Below are 14,218 nucleotides of genomic sequence, written 5' to 3' on the forward strand. Positions count from 1 at the left end.
GAGGGTGCCGCTGGGCGGCGGCGTGCCGGGCCCGCACCGGGTCGGTTTTTCTGGCAGAATGATCCGTCGGGTCCGAGGCGGTCGACCCTCTACTCACCGCCGACGAAACCCCCTCGAGCTTCCGCCGGGTGTGCCCCCACGCTCACGGCTCAGTTCATCCATCATCGACCGGACACCGGTCAACGACCACACAGGAGAATTGTGGCTGTCAAGATTCGTCTGAAGCGCCTCGGCAAGATCCGGGCGCCCTACTACCGCATCGTCGTCGCCGACTCGCGCACCAAGCGCGACGGCCGCGTGATCGAGGAGATCGGCAAGTACCACCCGACCGAGCAGCCCTCGTTCATCCAGGTCGACTCGGAGCGCGCGCAGTACTGGCTCGGAGTCGGCGCGCAGCCGACCGAGCAGGTCGCCGCGATCCTCAAGCTGACCGGCGACTGGGGCCGCTTCAAGGGCGACGCCGACGCCGTCAGCACCGTCCAGGTGAAGGAGCCCAAGGCTCCGTTCGTCGTCGACGCGAAGAAGAAGCCCGTCCTCAAGCCGAAGTCCGAGGCTCCGGCCAAGGCCGCCCCGGTCGAGGACACCGCCGACGAGACCTCCACCGAGGCGTAGTCAGTGCTCGCTCCCGCCGTCGAACACCTCGTCAAGGGGATCGTCGAGAACCCCGATGAGGTCAGTGTCGTGGCCACGAGCTCCCCGCGCGGAGAGGTCCTCGAGGTGCGCGTGCACCCCGAGGACCTCGGCCGCGTGATCGGACGCTCCGGTCGCACCGCCAAGGCCGTCCGCACTCTCGTCGCCGCGCTCGCCGACGGGCGCCGCGTGCGCGTCGACGTCGTCGACACCGACAAGTAGAGGTGTCGGTCACCGGACCGGGCACGACGCAGCTCCGCGTCGCCCGACTCACCAAGGCACACGGGCTCAAGGGCGCCATCAAGCTCGAGCTCTACACGGACGAGCCCGACAAGCGCTTCACCCCCGGATCCACGTTCACGCTGCAGGTCCCGCGCACCTCCGAGTGGCACGGCAGGAAGCTCGAGCTCGTCGAGCTGCGCTGGTACAACAGCCACCCCGTCGCGTTCTTCCGAGGCGTCGACGACCGCAACGCCGCTGAGACCCTCCTGAAGGCGATCCTCTGGATCGACGAGGAGGTGCAGACCCAGCCGGGCGAGGACGACTCCTGGTACGACTACCAGCTGGTCGGCATGAAGGTCGTCCGCGACGGCGTCGAGGTCGGCACCGTCCGCCGCGTCGACCACTTCCCCGCGCAGGACCTGCTCATCGTCGGTACCCCCTCCGGCGAGGTGATGGTGCCGTTCGTGAACGCGATCGTCCCCTCCGTCGACGCCACCGCCGGGATCGTCACGGTCACGCCTCCGATCGGCCTGTTCGAGGAGGCTCCCGAGGAGGAGCCCGCCGCGGTCGACCTCAGCGGTGTCGACCTCGCGGACCCGGCGCTGAGCGCGCCTGCGGACGCCGATGCGCCGGACGCCTCCGATGACGCGGACTCCGCTCTCGAGGAGCCCGCCGACGACGAGCCCTCGGCCGCCTCCGACGCCGCCTCCGAGGAGGAGCCCCGGTCGTGAGGATCGACATCGTCACGATCTTCCCGGAGTTCTTCGGCGTGCTCGACATCAGCCTGCTCGGCCGTGCGCGGCAGAGCGGGCTGATCGAGCTCGGCGTGCACGACCTGCGCGACTTCACCCACGACCGCCACCGCACCGTCGACGACACGCCCTACGGCGGCGGCGCCGGCATGGTGATGCGACCGGAGCCGTGGGGCGAGGCGCTCGACACGATCCTCGACGGCGCGGACGACCCCGTCGTGATCTTCCCGTCGCCCGCGGGCGAGCTGTTCACCCAGGCGACCGCCCGCGAGCTCGCGGAGGAGTCCTCCCTCGTCTTCGGCTGCGGCCGCTACGAGGGCATCGACCAGCGCGTCGTGGACCACACCGCCGAGCGCGCGCGGGTCCGGCTGATCAGCCTCGGCGACTACGTCCTCAACGGAGGAGAGGTCGCCGTGATGGCGATGATCGAGGCCGTCGGACGCCTGGTCCCGGGCGTCGTCGGCAACCCGGCGAGCCTGGTCGAGGAGAGCCACTCCGACGGGCTGCTCGAGTACCCGAGCTACACCAAGCCCGCCTCCTGGCGGGGCCTCGACGTCCCTCCGGTGCTCCTCAGCGGCAACCACGGGGCGATCGCCGCCTGGCGCCACGAGCAGAGCGTCGAGCGCACGCGCCGCGTCCGCCCCGAACTGCTTCCCTAGCCCCTAGCCGCACGGTCACCGGGCCGCGAGGGCCAGGTGCCGGTCGCGGAGGGCGAGGAAGAGGGGGAACGCGAACGCGAGGGCGACCAGCGGCGCGAGCAGCACCAGGATCCACACGCGGCGCATCCCGATCCGGCGGCCCTCCACCACCATGAAGGCGACGGCTGCGATCGCGACGACCAGCAGGTCGGTCGAGAACGACGACACCCACGGCCCGCCCGCGGCGAGGCCGGCGAGCACGTCCGCGCCCTCCTGCATCGCCCGCACGTTCCAGGTCCAGGTCCCGATCAGCCCGGCCAGGGCGAGGGCGAGGTAGACGATCCCGAGCGGCGTCCAGCCGCGGTGCAGCCGGCTCATGCGCGGGCCTCCGTTCGTGCGAGGGTGAGGATCGTCCCTCCGGCGAGGGCGACCACGGCCACAGTAGCGACGGCGAGGGTCAGCGCGTCCGGTGCGGTCAGCGCCTGTCCGCGCAGCGCCTGCCAGCAGGTGAGGGCGACCGCGGCCGCCCAGGCCGCCGAGGCCAGTGCGACGAGCCGCAGCCGGGTGGATGCGGGGCGCAGCACGGGGATCCGGGGTGCCAGCCGTCCGAGCAGCAGCGCGAGCAGCGGGAGCCCCTGCAGAGCGTGCATCCCGACGAAGTGCGGGATGCGCAGATCGCCCCCCGTGGTGCTCCAGCCCAGGAGGGGGAGGCCGGGTCCGCCGTCCGCGACTCCGACGGCGTGCGCGCCGACGACGCCCTGGTAGTCGCTGATCTGGCCGGGCGAGGGCCCCGTCATCAGGAACGCGAGGGCCATCCCGACGAGCCCGATCACGAGTCCGGCGCGGACGGCGAGCGTCAGCGCCGGATCGCCGAGCGGCACCCGCGCCAGGAGGGCGGCGAGGACCAGCGTCGCCAGCCAGACCACCACGATCGAGACGGCCATCGAGGCCCAGAGTGCGGCGTGCAGGGGAGTGGAGACGTCGAAGTGGCTGCGCTCGCCGACCAGGGCGGCGCCTCCGATCACGACCATCTCGACCGCCAGGCCGACCGCCGCGACCGTGCCCAGCGCTCGGGCGGGGCGGCGCCGGCGGGGCACGAGCCCGATCAGCCAGGCGAGCGTCACGGCGTACAGCGCGATCGAGAGGCAGAACTTCAGCGGCTTGCCCCAGAGCGGCTGCCCGCCGAGCTCGCGGGGATCGACGACCAGCGCGATCGCGCAGAGGAGGGCGCCGACCGCCATCGCGGCAGCGAGCACCAGGAGGGGCCGGTGCGGGGCGGCGGAGGCTGTGCTCGCGGGCGTCTCGGTCGCCGTGCTCATCGGATCGCCTCCGCGCCGCCGCCGAAGCGGCTCTGCGTCTCGCGCGCCTGGGCGACGCGCCGGAGCGACTGCAGCACCACGTCTCCGAGCGCGGTGCCGACCGCGGCGACGGCCGCCTGCTCGCTCACGCTCTCGCGGGCCTGCAGCTCGTCGAGGTCGGCGGAGGCGACGAGGGCGGCGGCGCGGGCGTAGGTCTCGAGCCAGCCGGCGCTCATCGGTCCGGTGGAGAGCTCGAGCGCGTCGAGCGCCCGTGCCGCCGTCGCGACGGCAGGGTGGCCGCAGTGGTCGGAGCCCGCGGCCTCGGCGATCCGCCGCGTCGACGCCTCGGTGGCGGACGCGGTCGAGTCGGCGCTCACGGAGACCACGTCCTGCGCCACCTCGAACGCTGCTGTCGGACCGACGCCCGCGTCGAGCGCGGCCGTGATCCGCTTCGCGCCGGCGATGCCGACGCCGCCGCTCTCGATGAGCGCCCGGAGCAGCGTCAGGCGGGCGACATGGGCGTCCCCGTACTCCGCCCGCTGAGGGCCGGCGGCGTCGCCCGGCGGCAGCAGCCCCTCCCGGATGTAGTACTTGATCGTGGGCAGGCTGACGCCGCTGCTGCGGCTGAGCTCCGAGATTCTCACGTGGACAGTATCGCTATCGGATAGCGGTACTGTCCACCATTTGATCAGTTCCGCGCGGAGAGGACGATGTTCCCCGTCTCGGTGATGGCGATCGTGTGCTCCATGTGGGCGCCGCGAGAGCCGTCACGGCTGCGGAGGGTCCAGCCGTCCTTGTCCGTGTAGATCTCGTCGGTCGTCTGCAGGAACCACGGCTCGATCGCGACGACGAGGCCCGGGCGGAGCGGGTAGCCGCGGCCGGCGCGTCCGTCGTTGGGGATGTGCGGATCGCCGTGCATCGTGCGGCCGACGCCGTGGCCGCCGAAGTCGGTGTTGATGGACAGGCCCTCGGCGTGCGCGACGGCCGCGATGGCCGCGGAGATGTCGCCGATCTTCTTCCCGGGCTGGGCGGCGGCGATGCCGGCCTCGAGCGCGCGGGTGGTGGTGTCGATGAGGGCGAGGTCCTCCTCGCGCGGCGTCCCGACCACGACGCTGATGGCCGAGTCGGCGACCCAGCCGTTCACGGAGGCGGCGAAGTCGAGGGTGAGCAGGTCGCCGTCCTTCAGCCGGTAGTCGAAGGGCAGGCCGTGCAGCACCGCGTCGTTGACGGAGGTGCAGATGACCTTGCCGAAGGGGCTCGCGCCGAAGGAGGGGTGGTAGTCGATGTAGCAGGACTCGGCGCCGGCCGTGCGGATCATGTCGTGGGCGAGCCGGTCGAGCTCCAGCAGGTTCACGCCGACCGCGGCGGCGGCGGAGGTGGCCTTCAGTACTTCGCCGACGAAGCGGCCGGCGGGACGCATCTCCTCGATCTCGGCGGGGGTGCGTAGCTCGATCATCCTGATCCTCTCGGGGTCCGCTGAGCCGTCGCTCAGCGGTGGTGGGTACGGTCGGTGCATGCGCACGCGACGGGCATTCGGTTCCTGGCAGTTCCCGGCGGCGATCGTGCTGCCCTTGTGGATCCTCCTCGGCTATGGGGTCTTCGGAGGAGCGAGCGGCTGGACCGTGCTCGGCCTGGTGATCGCCCTCCCCATTCTGGCGGTCGCGCTGGCGGCTGTGGCCGCGATCGTCGCATTCCGGGTGACCGTCCGGCCCACGCGCACTCCCGCGTGGAGCGACGTGGCCGTGGTCGGCGCCTGGCACCTCTCCCTGATCGCCTTCGGCTTCTTCCCGCCCGGCGCCTGGGCGCTGGGCCTGCTCTCGGTGGTCCTCGGAGTGGCGGCCTTCTGGCACTCGGCGTGGCGGTTCCTCGCCGACGCGAGGGCCACTCTCCTCGCCTTCTCGGAGGCGGCGTCCGTGCAGGCCGAGGGCGCTCACCGCCCCGTCGCCGGCGAGGGCTTCGACCCGGAGCGCCCGCAGGACGGGCAGACCATCGTCCTCTGAGGGGTCGGGCGTCCCGAGAGGCGCTGTCTCCTGCGAGGCCTCGCCCTGCTCCACAGCTCGGCCCTCTCGACGGACCCGCCCTCTGCGCGGCTCTGCCCTCCGGGTGACCCTGCCCTCCAGACGAGCCTGCTTTGACTCGGATCGACGCGGCATGGCAGAATGAGCGCTTGTGCCTCGCGCAGGCTCTGCCACAGGGGAGCCGCGACGACGTGGGCACGACCGACTTCCATCAACGAAACGGTGTTCGACCTGTGGCGGGCACGGAGAGCGATACAGCATGCACATCCTCGATTCCGTCGATGCGGCGTCCCTCCGCAGCGATGTCCCGGACTTCCGCGCCGGCGACACCGTCAAGGTCCACGTCAACATCGTCGAGGGCTCCCGCTCGCGCATCCAGGTCTTCCAGGGCGTCGTCATCGGCCGCTCCAACGAGGGCGTCCGCGAGACCTTCACCGTCCGCAAGGTGAGCTTCCAGGTCGGCGTCGAGCGCACGTTCCCCGTGCACTCGCCGGTCATCGACCACATCGAGGTCGTCACCCGCGGTGACGTCCGTCGCGCGAAGCTCTACTACCTGCGCAACCTGCGCGGCAAGAAGGCCAAGATCAAGGAGAAGCGCGACGCCTGAGCGGCTTCCGCACGACTTCTCGGGAACCCCGGTCCACCTATGATGGACCGGGGTTCCTCCCTTTCTCGGGGGCGATCCGTCCGGGGAGTCCACCCGGTGATGCACAGTAGGGGCGACGGCGAGCGATGACAGACAGCACGGCCCCGGTCCGCCTCCCCGGAGGCGAGGACCACGCCCGCCACTCGGCGGATCCGTCCGAGAAGCGCCCGCGCAAGCGCCGGGGTGTCCTGCTCTTCCTCCGCGACGTGCTGATCATCTTCGTGGTCGCGGTGCTCGTCTCCTTCCTCGTGAAGACCTTCCTGATCCGCTCGTTCTACATCCCCTCCTCCTCCATGGAGCAGACGCTCGTGGAGAACGATCGCATCCTCGTGAACGAGCTCGTGCCCGGAGTCGTGCCGATCTCGCGGGGCGACGTCGTCGTCTTCCGCGATCCCGGCGGATGGCTCTCGCCGAGCTCCGAGCCCTCCGTGCCGCCGTTCCAGGCCGCGGTCGACTCCGCCCTCGCGCTCGTCGGCCTCACCGCTCCCGACAGCAACGACCACCTCATCAAGCGCGTCATCGGCCTGCCGGGCGACCACGTGACCTGCTGCACACCGCTCGGCCAGGTCGAGATCAACGGCAACCCGATCGACGAGCCCTACGTGAAGCTGCCGGACGGGGTGCAGGCGGTCTCGGCCACCCCCTTCGACGTCGTCGTGCCCGAGGGCTCGCTCTGGGTGATGGGCGACAACCGCTACAACTCCGCCGACTCCCGCTACAACACCGACAAGCCGGGCGGCGGCTTCGTGCCGATCGACAACGTCGTGGGGCGCGCGATCCTCGTCACCTGGCCCGTGCAGCAGTGGGCGTGGCTCGACGACTACCCGTCGGTGTTCCGCGGAGTCGACACCGAGGCCTCCGAGGAGGGCTCGGACGACGCGCAGAGCGGGCAGGGCTAGGTGGTCGTCGCCGAGCCGACGCTGACGCAGGAGCGGCGCCTCTTCCGGCAGGGCTACGAGACGGTCATCGGCTGCGACGAGGTCGGCCGCGGCGCGATCGCCGGCCCGGTGTCGGTCGGCGTCGTGTCGATCGGCAGCCGTTGCGGGCGCTTCCCCGAGGGGCTCCGCGACTCCAAGATGCTCGCTCCCGCCCGCCGCGAGGCGCTCCTGCCGGGAGTCGCGAAGTGGGTCTCGGCCTGGGCGATCGGCGAGTCCTCGGCGGACGAGATCGACGAGACCGGGATCATCGCCGGACTCGGCCGCGCCGCGTCGAGGGGCATCGAGCGCCTCGCCGACCAGGGCGTCGACCTCGCCACCGCCGTCGTCCTCCTCGACGGCGCCCACGACTGGCTGACGCCCGCGCTGGGCGAGTGGGCGGCCGAGCTGACGATCGTCACCCGCGTGAAGGCCGACCGCGACTGCGCCGCCGTCTCCGCCGCCTCCGTGCTCGCGAAGGTGGGGCGGGACGGTCAGATGGTGCGCCACCACGACGACTTCGCCGACTACGCCTGGGACAGCAACAAGGGCTACGGCAGCGCCGCGCACTGGGCGGGGATCGAGCGGGTCGGCCCGTCCCCGCTCCACCGGGTGACCTGGCTGTCGAAGTCGCGGGAGAGCGTCGAGGAGCCGCTCCCGGCGCTCGGGCCCGTCGGCTCGGCGTAGGATTGTCCAACGATGGATGAGGACGAATTCGAGGACTACGACCGCGAGGTCGAGCTGGCACTGTACCGGGAGTACCGCGACGTCGTCTCGCAGTTCTCGTACGTCGTCGAGACCGAGCGCCGGTTCTACCTGGCGAACGAGGTCGACCTGGTCCGCCGCGACACCGAGCACGACTTCTACTTCGAGCTGACCATGCGCGACGTGTGGGTCTGGGACGTCTACCGCTCCGACCGCTTCGTGAAGTCGGTGCGCGTGCTGACCTTCAAGGACGTCAACGTCGAGGAGCTCTCCCGCAAGGAGTTCGAGCTCCCCAAGGAGCTCGCGCTCGACGAGTAGGGCGCTGTCGCGGCAGGCTCCGGACCCCTTGCTGGTCGCGTAGCCGCCTCCGACGACCCATCGAGACCCGGTGCCCGGAGCCCCACCCCGCTCCGGAGCTCTCTCGGATCCGCGGCTCCGCGGGTCTCGTCGTCAGGCAACGCGGGTTCCTCCTGCTGGTCGCATAGCCGCCCCCGGCGGCGTCCGAAGACCCCGGCCCGACGTCCCTCCCCACCCGCCTCCTCGGCCCTCTTCTCCCCGGATCCCCTCCCGGCCGTCCGACGTTCCTCCCTGCTCCGGCACGCTTCCGGCAGGAGGACGCATGGACAAGGACGAACTGGGGCGGCGCGGCGAGGAGATCGCGGCGGCGCACCTGAGAGACAACGGATTCGAGATCCTCGACCGCAACTGGCGGGTCCGCGAGGGCGAGCTCGACATCGTCGCCCGCGACGGGTCGGCACTGGTCGTGGTGGAGGTGAAGACGCGCTCGTCGACGCGCTTCGGGCTTCCGGTCGAGGCCATCACGCGGGCCAAGGCGCAGCGCCTGCGGCGACTCGCCTACGCCTGGGCCGACGAGCACCACGAGCGCTCCCGCCACCTGCGGATCGACGCGGTCGGCATCGTCGCGCCCGGGGGAGTCCCGTCGCAGATCCGGCACCTGCGGGCGGTGGCCTGATGGGCCTGGGAAGGACCTCGGCGGTCGGTCTCGTCGGCTTCGCGGGAGCCGTGGTCGGGGTGGAGGCGCACTCGGCCGACGGCACCCCGGGCATGGTGATCATCGGCCTGCCCGACGCCGCGCTCGCGCAGGCGAAGGAGCGGGTGCGCTCGGCGGCGATCAACTCCGGGAGCACCATCGCCGAGTACAAGATCACCGTGAACCTCTCGCCGGCCGCGATGCCCAAGCACGGCTCCGCCTTCGATCTCGCCATCGGGCTGGCCGCGCTCGCGTCGCTCCGTGAGGTCGATGCGGAGTCGGTCGCCGCGGTCGTCCATATCGGGGAGCTCGGCCTGGACGGCCGGCTGCGCTCCGTCCCGGGCGTGCTGCCCGCGGTGCTCGCGGCCGCCCGCGAGGGCAGGCGCCGCGTGATGGTCCCCGTCGAGGACCGGCTCGAGGCGGAGCTGGTCGACGGCGTCGAGGTGATCGCGGTCTCCTCGCTGGCGGCGGCCGCCGTCTGGCACGGAGCCGAGTGGGAAGTGCCGGTGCTCCCCGAGGCCGCGCCGCCGTCTGAGACGGTGTCCGAGCCGGAGGCCCGCCTCGACCTCTCCGACATGGTGGGGAACGAGGAGGCGGCCGAGGCGATGGTCGTCGCGGCGGCGGGCGGGCACCACGTGTTCCTGCTCGGGCCTCCCGGCGCCGGGAAGACGATGCTCGCCTCGCGCTTGCCGGGCATCCTCCCCGACCTCGACGACGATGCAGCGCTCGAGGCCACCTGCATGCGCTCGCTCGTCGGAGCGCCGACCGGTGGCGCGCTGGTGCGCAGGCCGCCGTTCGAGAGTCCGCACCACTCGGCCTCGTCGGCAGCGATCGTCGGCGGGGGCAGCGGCCGCATCCGTCCCGGCGCGGTGGCCCGCGCCACCAGGGGCGTGCTGTTCCTCGACGAGGCCCCCGAGTTCTCGTCCGTCGCCCTCGATGCGCTGCGCCAGCCGCTCGAATCCGGCGTGATCCGCATCCACCGCGCGAACGCCGTCGCCGAGTTCCCCGCCCGGGTGCAGCTCGTCCTCGCGGCGAACCCGTGCCCGTGCGGCCGCTTCGGCATCCCCGGAGAGACCTGCACCTGTGCTCCTTCGGTCCGCCGCCGCTACCTCGCGCGGCTCAGCGGACCGCTGCTCGACCGCGTCGACATCCGCCTGACGGTCCGCCGCATCAGCGCGGCTCAGCTGGCCGCACGTCGAGACACGTCCGGCATGTCGACGGCGCAGGCCCGCGCGCGTGTCGCCGCGGCGCGGTCCCTCGCAGCGGCTCGCCTCGCCTCCACTCCATGGACGCTCAACTCGGAGGTCTCCGGCGCCTGGCTGCGCTCGGACGCGGTGCGCCCGACCAGTGCCGAGTCCCGCACGCTCGACCGGGCTCTGGAGCGAGGTCTGGTGACCATGCGCGGCTACGACCGGGTCCTGCGCCTGGCCTGGACGCTCGCGGACCTCGACGCGGCCGACCGGCCGAGTGCCGCCCACCTCGCGCGCGCGCTCGTCCTCCGTGGGGGTGCCGCGTGATCCGGCCCGACGCGCTCTTCGACGCCGCGGAGCTCGACGCCGTTCGTCGACTGCTGCCGAGCGGTTCAGCCGATCAGGACTCGGCTGCCGACGGCGAGCCTTCGGGCGAGTCCGGCTGTGCTCGGAGCGCGCTCGTCGACGCTGCAGCCCGATGCGGCTGGAACTCGCTGACCGAGCCCGGCGACTCCGTCGCCGCCCTCCTCATCGAGAGGGTCGGCGCGGCCGAGGCCTTCGCCCACGTCGTGTCCTCGTCGTCCGCGGAGGAGATCCTCGCGCCCCCGCATCGCGCTCCCTCCGACGAAGGAGGCGCGGCACTCGCGCCCCTCGACTCCGAGGTCGCCGCCCTGCAGTCGGGGCTGGCGCGCTGGCGACCGCGCCTGGACCGCAGGCTGCTGTTCCGCCGGCTCGAGATCGCCGAGCGACTCGGCGCCCGGCTGCTCCTGCCCGGGGCTCCCGTGTGGCCCGAGTCGCTCGACGACCTCGGGCCGCACGCGCCACTCCTGCTCTGGCTGCGCGGTGATCCCGCCGCCTTCGATCCGCCGCACCGCCTCGCCCTCGTCGGCGCCCGCGCTGCCACCGGCTACGGCGAGCACGTCGCCGCCGAGCTCGCCGCGGGCGTCGCGGCGCGAGGCGTCTCCGTCGTCTCGGGCGGTGCCTTCGGGATCGACGCGGTCGCCCACCGTGCCGCCCTCGGCTCCGGAGGCCGGACGGTCGCCCTCCTCGCCGGGGGAGCGGACCGACTCTACCCGACGGCCCACGCCGACCTCCTCCACCGCATCATCGCCACCCCCGGCTGCGCCGTCGCAACGGAGGTCCCGCCGGGCACCACGCCCACTCGCTGGCGATTCCTGCAGCGCAACCGCCTCATCGCCGCCTCCACCGCGGGCACCGTCGTCGTCGAGGCCGGCGCCCGCTCCGGCTCCCTCAACACCGCCGGCCACGCGGCTGCCCTGGGCCGCCCCCTCGGTGCGGTCCCGGGCCCGGTCACCAGTGCCTCCTCCGCCGGCTGTCACCGGCTCCTCCGCGAGTACGCGGCGACCTGCGTCACCTCGCCGGCGGACGTGCTCGAACTGCTCGCCGTCGGCGACGCCGACGGATCGTGCCGAGCGCTGACCGCGACTGAGGCGCGAGTCCTGGCCGTCGTCGAATCCGAAGGATGCTGTGACGCCGCAACCGTCGCCGGGCTCTCCGGGGAATCGCTCGATTCGGCGCTGTCGGCGCTGGGTGCGCTCCTCGCCGACGGACACGTCCGCCGTTCCGAGGACGGGGACTGGGAGCGTGCACCCGGGTGAGCGGCCCCGCCGCCGCGGCGCTGTCGGCGGTCCGCCCTACGCTGAAGGGGCATCGGCGAGGGGAGCGGCATGGACGCCACGGCAGCAGGACACGGCGGGGAGCGCCCGCGGCTCGGGCACTTCCGCGCCGCCGACAGGGTCATCGCGCATCTGAGCGACACGCACCTGCTGGCCGACGGCGCTCCGCTCTACGGGAAGGTCGACACGGCCGCCCGCCTCGCGCAGGCGGTCGGCCGGCTGGCCGAGCGCGGCGGACGCCTGGACGCGATCGTCGTCACCGGGGACGTCGCGGACCGTGGCGAGGAGGACGCCTACCTGCTCGTGCGCGAGCAGCTCGACCCGGTCGGCGAGCGGTTCGGCTGCCCGATCGTCTGGGTGATGGGCAACCACGACGAGCGCGGAGCCTTCCGGCGGGTGCTCCTCGAGCAGGACCCGGCGGGCGCGGGACCCGTGGATCAGGTCGTCGACCTCGGCGGGCTCCGGCTCATCGCGCTCGACAGCGCGGTGCCCGGCTTCCACCACGGCGACCTCACCGACGCCCAGCTGGCCTGGCTGAAGGACGAGCTCGCCGCACCGGCCCCGCTGGGGACGATCCTCGCCCTGCACCACCCTCCGCTGCCCACGCCGCTCGGCGCGATGACCGTGCTCGAGCTGCGGGGGATCGACCGCCTCGAGGAGGTGGTGCGCGGAACCGACGTCCGCGCGATCCTCGGCGGCCACTTGCACTACCCCACGGCTGCGACCTTCGCGGGCGTGCCCGTGCTCGTCGCCGGCGCCACCAGCTACACGATGGACCTCGGAGCGCCCGAGCGGGAGCTCGCCGGCGTCGACGGAGCGCAGAGCCTCTCGCTCGTCCACGTCCACCCGGAGACGGTGGCCGCCTCGTTCGTGCCGACGGCGCCGGCCCCGATCGCGACGCGGTTCGGCACCGACCTGATCGAACGGCTCGAGGGGCTCGACGAGCAGGGGCGCATCGACCTCTGGTCGCGGATGCCGGACGGATCATGACCGGCGAGACGCTCGCCGACTCGGTCGAGCACTTCCTCCGTTACGTCCTCGACGAGCGGTCCCTCTCGCCCGCCACCGCGAAGGGCTACCGCTCCGACCTCGCGCGCCTGATCGCCCACACGGAGGAGAAGGGGCGGCTCCTCACCGCCGAGCTCGACCTCGAGCTGCTGCGCGACTGGCTCTGGCGCGAGTCGGAGTCGGGCATCGCTCGCGCGACCCTCGCCCGGCGCACCGCAGCCGTCCGCTCCTTCTCCTCCTGGGCGCAGCGGACCGAGCGGCTTCCCCTCGACGTCGCCGCGCGCCTCAAGACGCCCAAGTCGGGACGGACACTGCCGCGGGTCCTGACGCTCCCGCAGGCGGAACAGGTGCTCGACACGGTCGCGGCGCGAGGCGCGACCGAGGACCCGGTGGCGCTGCGGGACCTCGCGATCGTCGAGCTGCTCTACGCCTCCGGCATCCGCGTCTCCGAGCTGGTCGCCGTCGACCTGGGCGACGTCGATCTCGGCAGGCTCACCGTGCTCGTCACCGGCAAGGGCGCGAAGCAGCGGGTCGTGCCGTTCGGCGTGCCCGCGAAGGAGGCGCTCGTCGCCTACCTCGACCGCGCCCGTCCCGCTCTCGCCACCGGTGACGGCGGCCGCGCGCTCCTGCTCGGCCGACGGGGGGCGAGGCTCACCCCGCGCACGGTCTACGGCGTCGTGGCGAGGCTCCTCGACGGCGGGCAGGGCTCCGGACCGTCCGGTCCGCACACGCTCCGCCACACCGCGGCGACCCATCTGCTCGACGGCGGAGCCGACCTCCGCGCCGTTCAGGAGCTGCTCGGCCACGCGAGCCTGGGCACCACGCAGATCTACACCCACGTCTCGACCGAGCGGATCCGCGACGCCTACCGCCTCGCCCACCCCCGCGCCTGACCGGACGCGCGAGTCGCTGGACGCACCCTTCCGCGCCACTCGCTCAACACCCCGCGCCCCCTCGTCCATCGGCAGAAGCACCGCCCGGGGGATTCCGCCGAAGAACCGCATCGGCGAGACGTAGTCGCCACCCTCGCGGACGCCGAGGTGCACGCACCTCTCGTCGCAGTGGCCGCCCGCACCCACTGCTCCGACGGGCTGGCCCGCGGTGAGGACCTGCCCCGCCGTCACCGATCCGTCGACCGGCTCGACCGTCGAGACCAGACCGTCCGCGTGCACGATGCTCACCACGGACCGGTCGACCACCCTGCCCGAGAACGACACGGTGCCCGCCGCGACGGCGACCACGGGCTGCCCGGCCGCTGCCGCGAGGTCGATCCCGCGGTGCCCGGGGGCGTAGCGGTGGGCCGGCGCGCCCCACGGCTCCACGACGGAGAACCCCGGGACGGGTGAATTCCACCGCGGGTCGGACCGGCCGGGGGACGAGGTGCCGGAGGGCGAGGCGCCGAGAGGCGCCCCGACGAGCAGAGCGGCGAGGGCGAACACGCCCGGGCGCAGGAGTCGGGATCGGAGCATGCGGCCACCCTCCTGGAGCCGGTCCGGGACCGGTGGTCGGCCGAGCGGATCAGGGGAGGAGAGCGCGACGGGCCCGGCTGTGGAGGGAGGACATCGGCCG

18 protein-coding genes and 1 pseudogene are annotated in these 14,218 nt (G+C 72.9%); 14 read left to right on the forward strand and 5 right to left on the reverse strand.

The genetic code is table 11. The features are described 5' to 3' along the window. The first annotated feature begins 201 nt into the window (after nucleotides 1–201). From rpsP to trmD, 4 genes are read left to right on the forward strand one after another with little or no spacing between them, the layout of a single operon-like run. Nucleotides 202–612 (forward strand): 30S ribosomal protein S16, encoded by a 411-nt coding sequence (rpsP, locus tag C5B92_RS06635; protein WP_104223912.1) that lies wholly within the window; start codon nucleotides 202–204, stop codon nucleotides 610–612. A 3-nt stretch (nucleotides 613–615) separates the two neighbouring features. After that, nucleotides 616–852 (forward strand): RNA-binding protein, encoded by a 237-nt coding sequence (locus C5B92_RS06640; protein WP_068210678.1) that lies wholly within the window; start codon nucleotides 616–618, stop codon nucleotides 850–852. Nucleotides 853–854: 2 nt separating this feature from the next. Further along, a complete protein-coding gene (rimM, locus tag C5B92_RS06645) occupies nucleotides 855–1,583 on the forward strand; it encodes a ribosome maturation factor RimM (RefSeq protein WP_104256309.1) in 729 nt (242 codons plus the stop codon). Further along, on the forward strand, nucleotides 1,580–2,263 hold the full coding sequence (gene trmD / locus C5B92_RS06650) for a tRNA (guanosine(37)-N1)-methyltransferase TrmD (RefSeq protein WP_104256310.1): 684 nt from the start codon (nucleotides 1,580–1,582) through the stop codon (nucleotides 2,261–2,263). The genes rimM and trmD overlap by 4 nt, the downstream gene beginning before the upstream one ends. Nucleotides 2,264–2,278: 15 nt before the next feature. Here the strand turns inward: trmD and C5B92_RS06655 are convergent, their stop codons facing one another. Genes C5B92_RS06655 through map form a run of 4 tightly spaced genes read right to left on the reverse strand, consistent with a single transcriptional unit; the run spans nucleotide 2,279 to nucleotide 4,996 of the window. Beyond that, on the reverse strand, nucleotides 2,279–2,620 hold the full coding sequence (locus C5B92_RS06655) for a DUF2834 domain-containing protein (protein ID WP_104256311.1): 342 nt from the start codon (nucleotides 2,618–2,620) through the stop codon (nucleotides 2,279–2,281). Further along, on the reverse strand, nucleotides 2,617–3,561 hold the full coding sequence (locus tag C5B92_RS06660) for a hypothetical protein (protein WP_104256312.1): 945 nt from the start codon (nucleotides 3,559–3,561) through the stop codon (nucleotides 2,617–2,619). The genes C5B92_RS06655 and C5B92_RS06660 overlap by 4 nt, the downstream gene beginning before the upstream one ends. Continuing rightward, complete coding sequence (locus tag C5B92_RS06665; protein WP_181028757.1) at nucleotides 3,558–4,184, reverse strand: MerR family transcriptional regulator; 627 nt, start codon at nucleotides 4,182–4,184, stop codon at nucleotides 3,558–3,560. Before C5B92_RS06665 ends, C5B92_RS06660 begins: the two co-directional genes overlap by 4 nt. A 44-nt stretch (nucleotides 4,185–4,228) precedes the next feature. After that, nucleotides 4,229–4,996: a type I methionyl aminopeptidase gene (gene map / locus C5B92_RS06670; RefSeq protein WP_104256314.1), complete on the reverse strand. Its 768-nt coding sequence runs from the start codon at nucleotides 4,994–4,996 to the stop codon at nucleotides 4,229–4,231. 58 nt (nucleotides 4,997–5,054) lie between these two features. On the opposite strand from map, the gene C5B92_RS06675 reads away from it, so the two are divergent. From C5B92_RS06675 to C5B92_RS06720, 10 genes are all read left to right on the forward strand, one after another. After that, the gene (locus tag C5B92_RS06675) at nucleotides 5,055–5,540 is read left to right on the forward strand and encodes a hypothetical protein (protein WP_104274011.1); all 486 of its coding nucleotides are present in this window, start codon (nucleotides 5,055–5,057) and stop codon (nucleotides 5,538–5,540) included. A 277-nt stretch (nucleotides 5,541–5,817) separates the two neighbouring features. Next, nucleotides 5,818–6,165 carry a 50S ribosomal protein L19 gene (gene rplS / locus C5B92_RS06680; RefSeq protein WP_104223904.1) on the forward strand — a complete coding sequence of 116 codons (348 nt, stop codon included), beginning with the start codon at nucleotides 5,818–5,820 and terminating at the stop codon, nucleotides 6,163–6,165. A gap of 125 nt (nucleotides 6,166–6,290) precedes the next feature. Beyond that, nucleotides 6,291–7,103, forward strand: coding sequence for a signal peptidase I (gene lepB / locus C5B92_RS06685; RefSeq protein ID WP_104250528.1), 813 nt, complete (start codon nucleotides 6,291–6,293; stop codon nucleotides 7,101–7,103). Further along, nucleotides 7,104–7,805 (forward strand): ribonuclease HII, encoded by a 702-nt coding sequence (locus tag C5B92_RS06690; protein WP_104226870.1) that lies wholly within the window; start codon nucleotides 7,104–7,106, stop codon nucleotides 7,803–7,805. It abuts the gene before it with no gap. A 12-nt stretch (nucleotides 7,806–7,817) separates the two neighbouring features. Next, entirely contained in the window at nucleotides 7,818–8,141 is a 324-nt protein-coding gene (locus C5B92_RS06695; protein WP_055792576.1) for a DUF2469 domain-containing protein, read from the forward strand. 301 nt (nucleotides 8,142–8,442) lie between these two features. Further along, nucleotides 8,443–8,796 (forward strand): YraN family protein, encoded by a 354-nt coding sequence (locus C5B92_RS06700; RefSeq protein ID WP_104223901.1) that lies wholly within the window; start codon nucleotides 8,443–8,445, stop codon nucleotides 8,794–8,796. Continuing rightward, nucleotides 8,796–10,331 (forward strand): YifB family Mg chelatase-like AAA ATPase, encoded by a 1,536-nt coding sequence (locus C5B92_RS06705; protein ID WP_104254974.1) that lies wholly within the window; start codon nucleotides 8,796–8,798, stop codon nucleotides 10,329–10,331. Before C5B92_RS06700 ends, C5B92_RS06705 begins: the two co-directional genes overlap by 1 nt. Beyond that, nucleotides 10,328–11,623, forward strand: a complete 1,296-nt coding sequence (gene dprA, locus C5B92_RS06710) for a DNA-processing protein DprA (protein ID WP_258061289.1) — start codon at nucleotides 10,328–10,330, stop codon at nucleotides 11,621–11,623. Before C5B92_RS06705 ends, dprA begins: the two co-directional genes overlap by 4 nt. A 69-nt stretch (nucleotides 11,624–11,692) precedes the next feature. Then, nucleotides 11,693–12,631 (forward strand): phosphodiesterase, encoded by a 939-nt coding sequence (locus C5B92_RS06715; RefSeq protein WP_104254955.1) that lies wholly within the window; start codon nucleotides 11,693–11,695, stop codon nucleotides 12,629–12,631. Beyond that, nucleotides 12,628–13,542, forward strand: coding sequence for a tyrosine recombinase XerC (locus tag C5B92_RS06720; protein WP_104254954.1), 915 nt, complete (start codon nucleotides 12,628–12,630; stop codon nucleotides 13,540–13,542). Before C5B92_RS06715 ends, C5B92_RS06720 begins: the two co-directional genes overlap by 4 nt. A 123-nt stretch (nucleotides 13,543–13,665) precedes the next feature. Here C5B92_RS06720 and C5B92_RS17810 read toward each other — a convergent pair. Further along, nucleotides 13,666–14,118: pseudogene (locus C5B92_RS17810) on the reverse strand (murein hydrolase activator EnvC family protein); the annotation flags it as partial. Nucleotides 14,119–14,218 lie beyond the last annotated feature (100 nt).

Source organism: Rathayibacter sp. AY1A4, assembly GCF_002930955.1.
Classification (GTDB): Bacteria; Actinomycetota; Actinomycetes; order Actinomycetales; family Microbacteriaceae; genus Rathayibacter.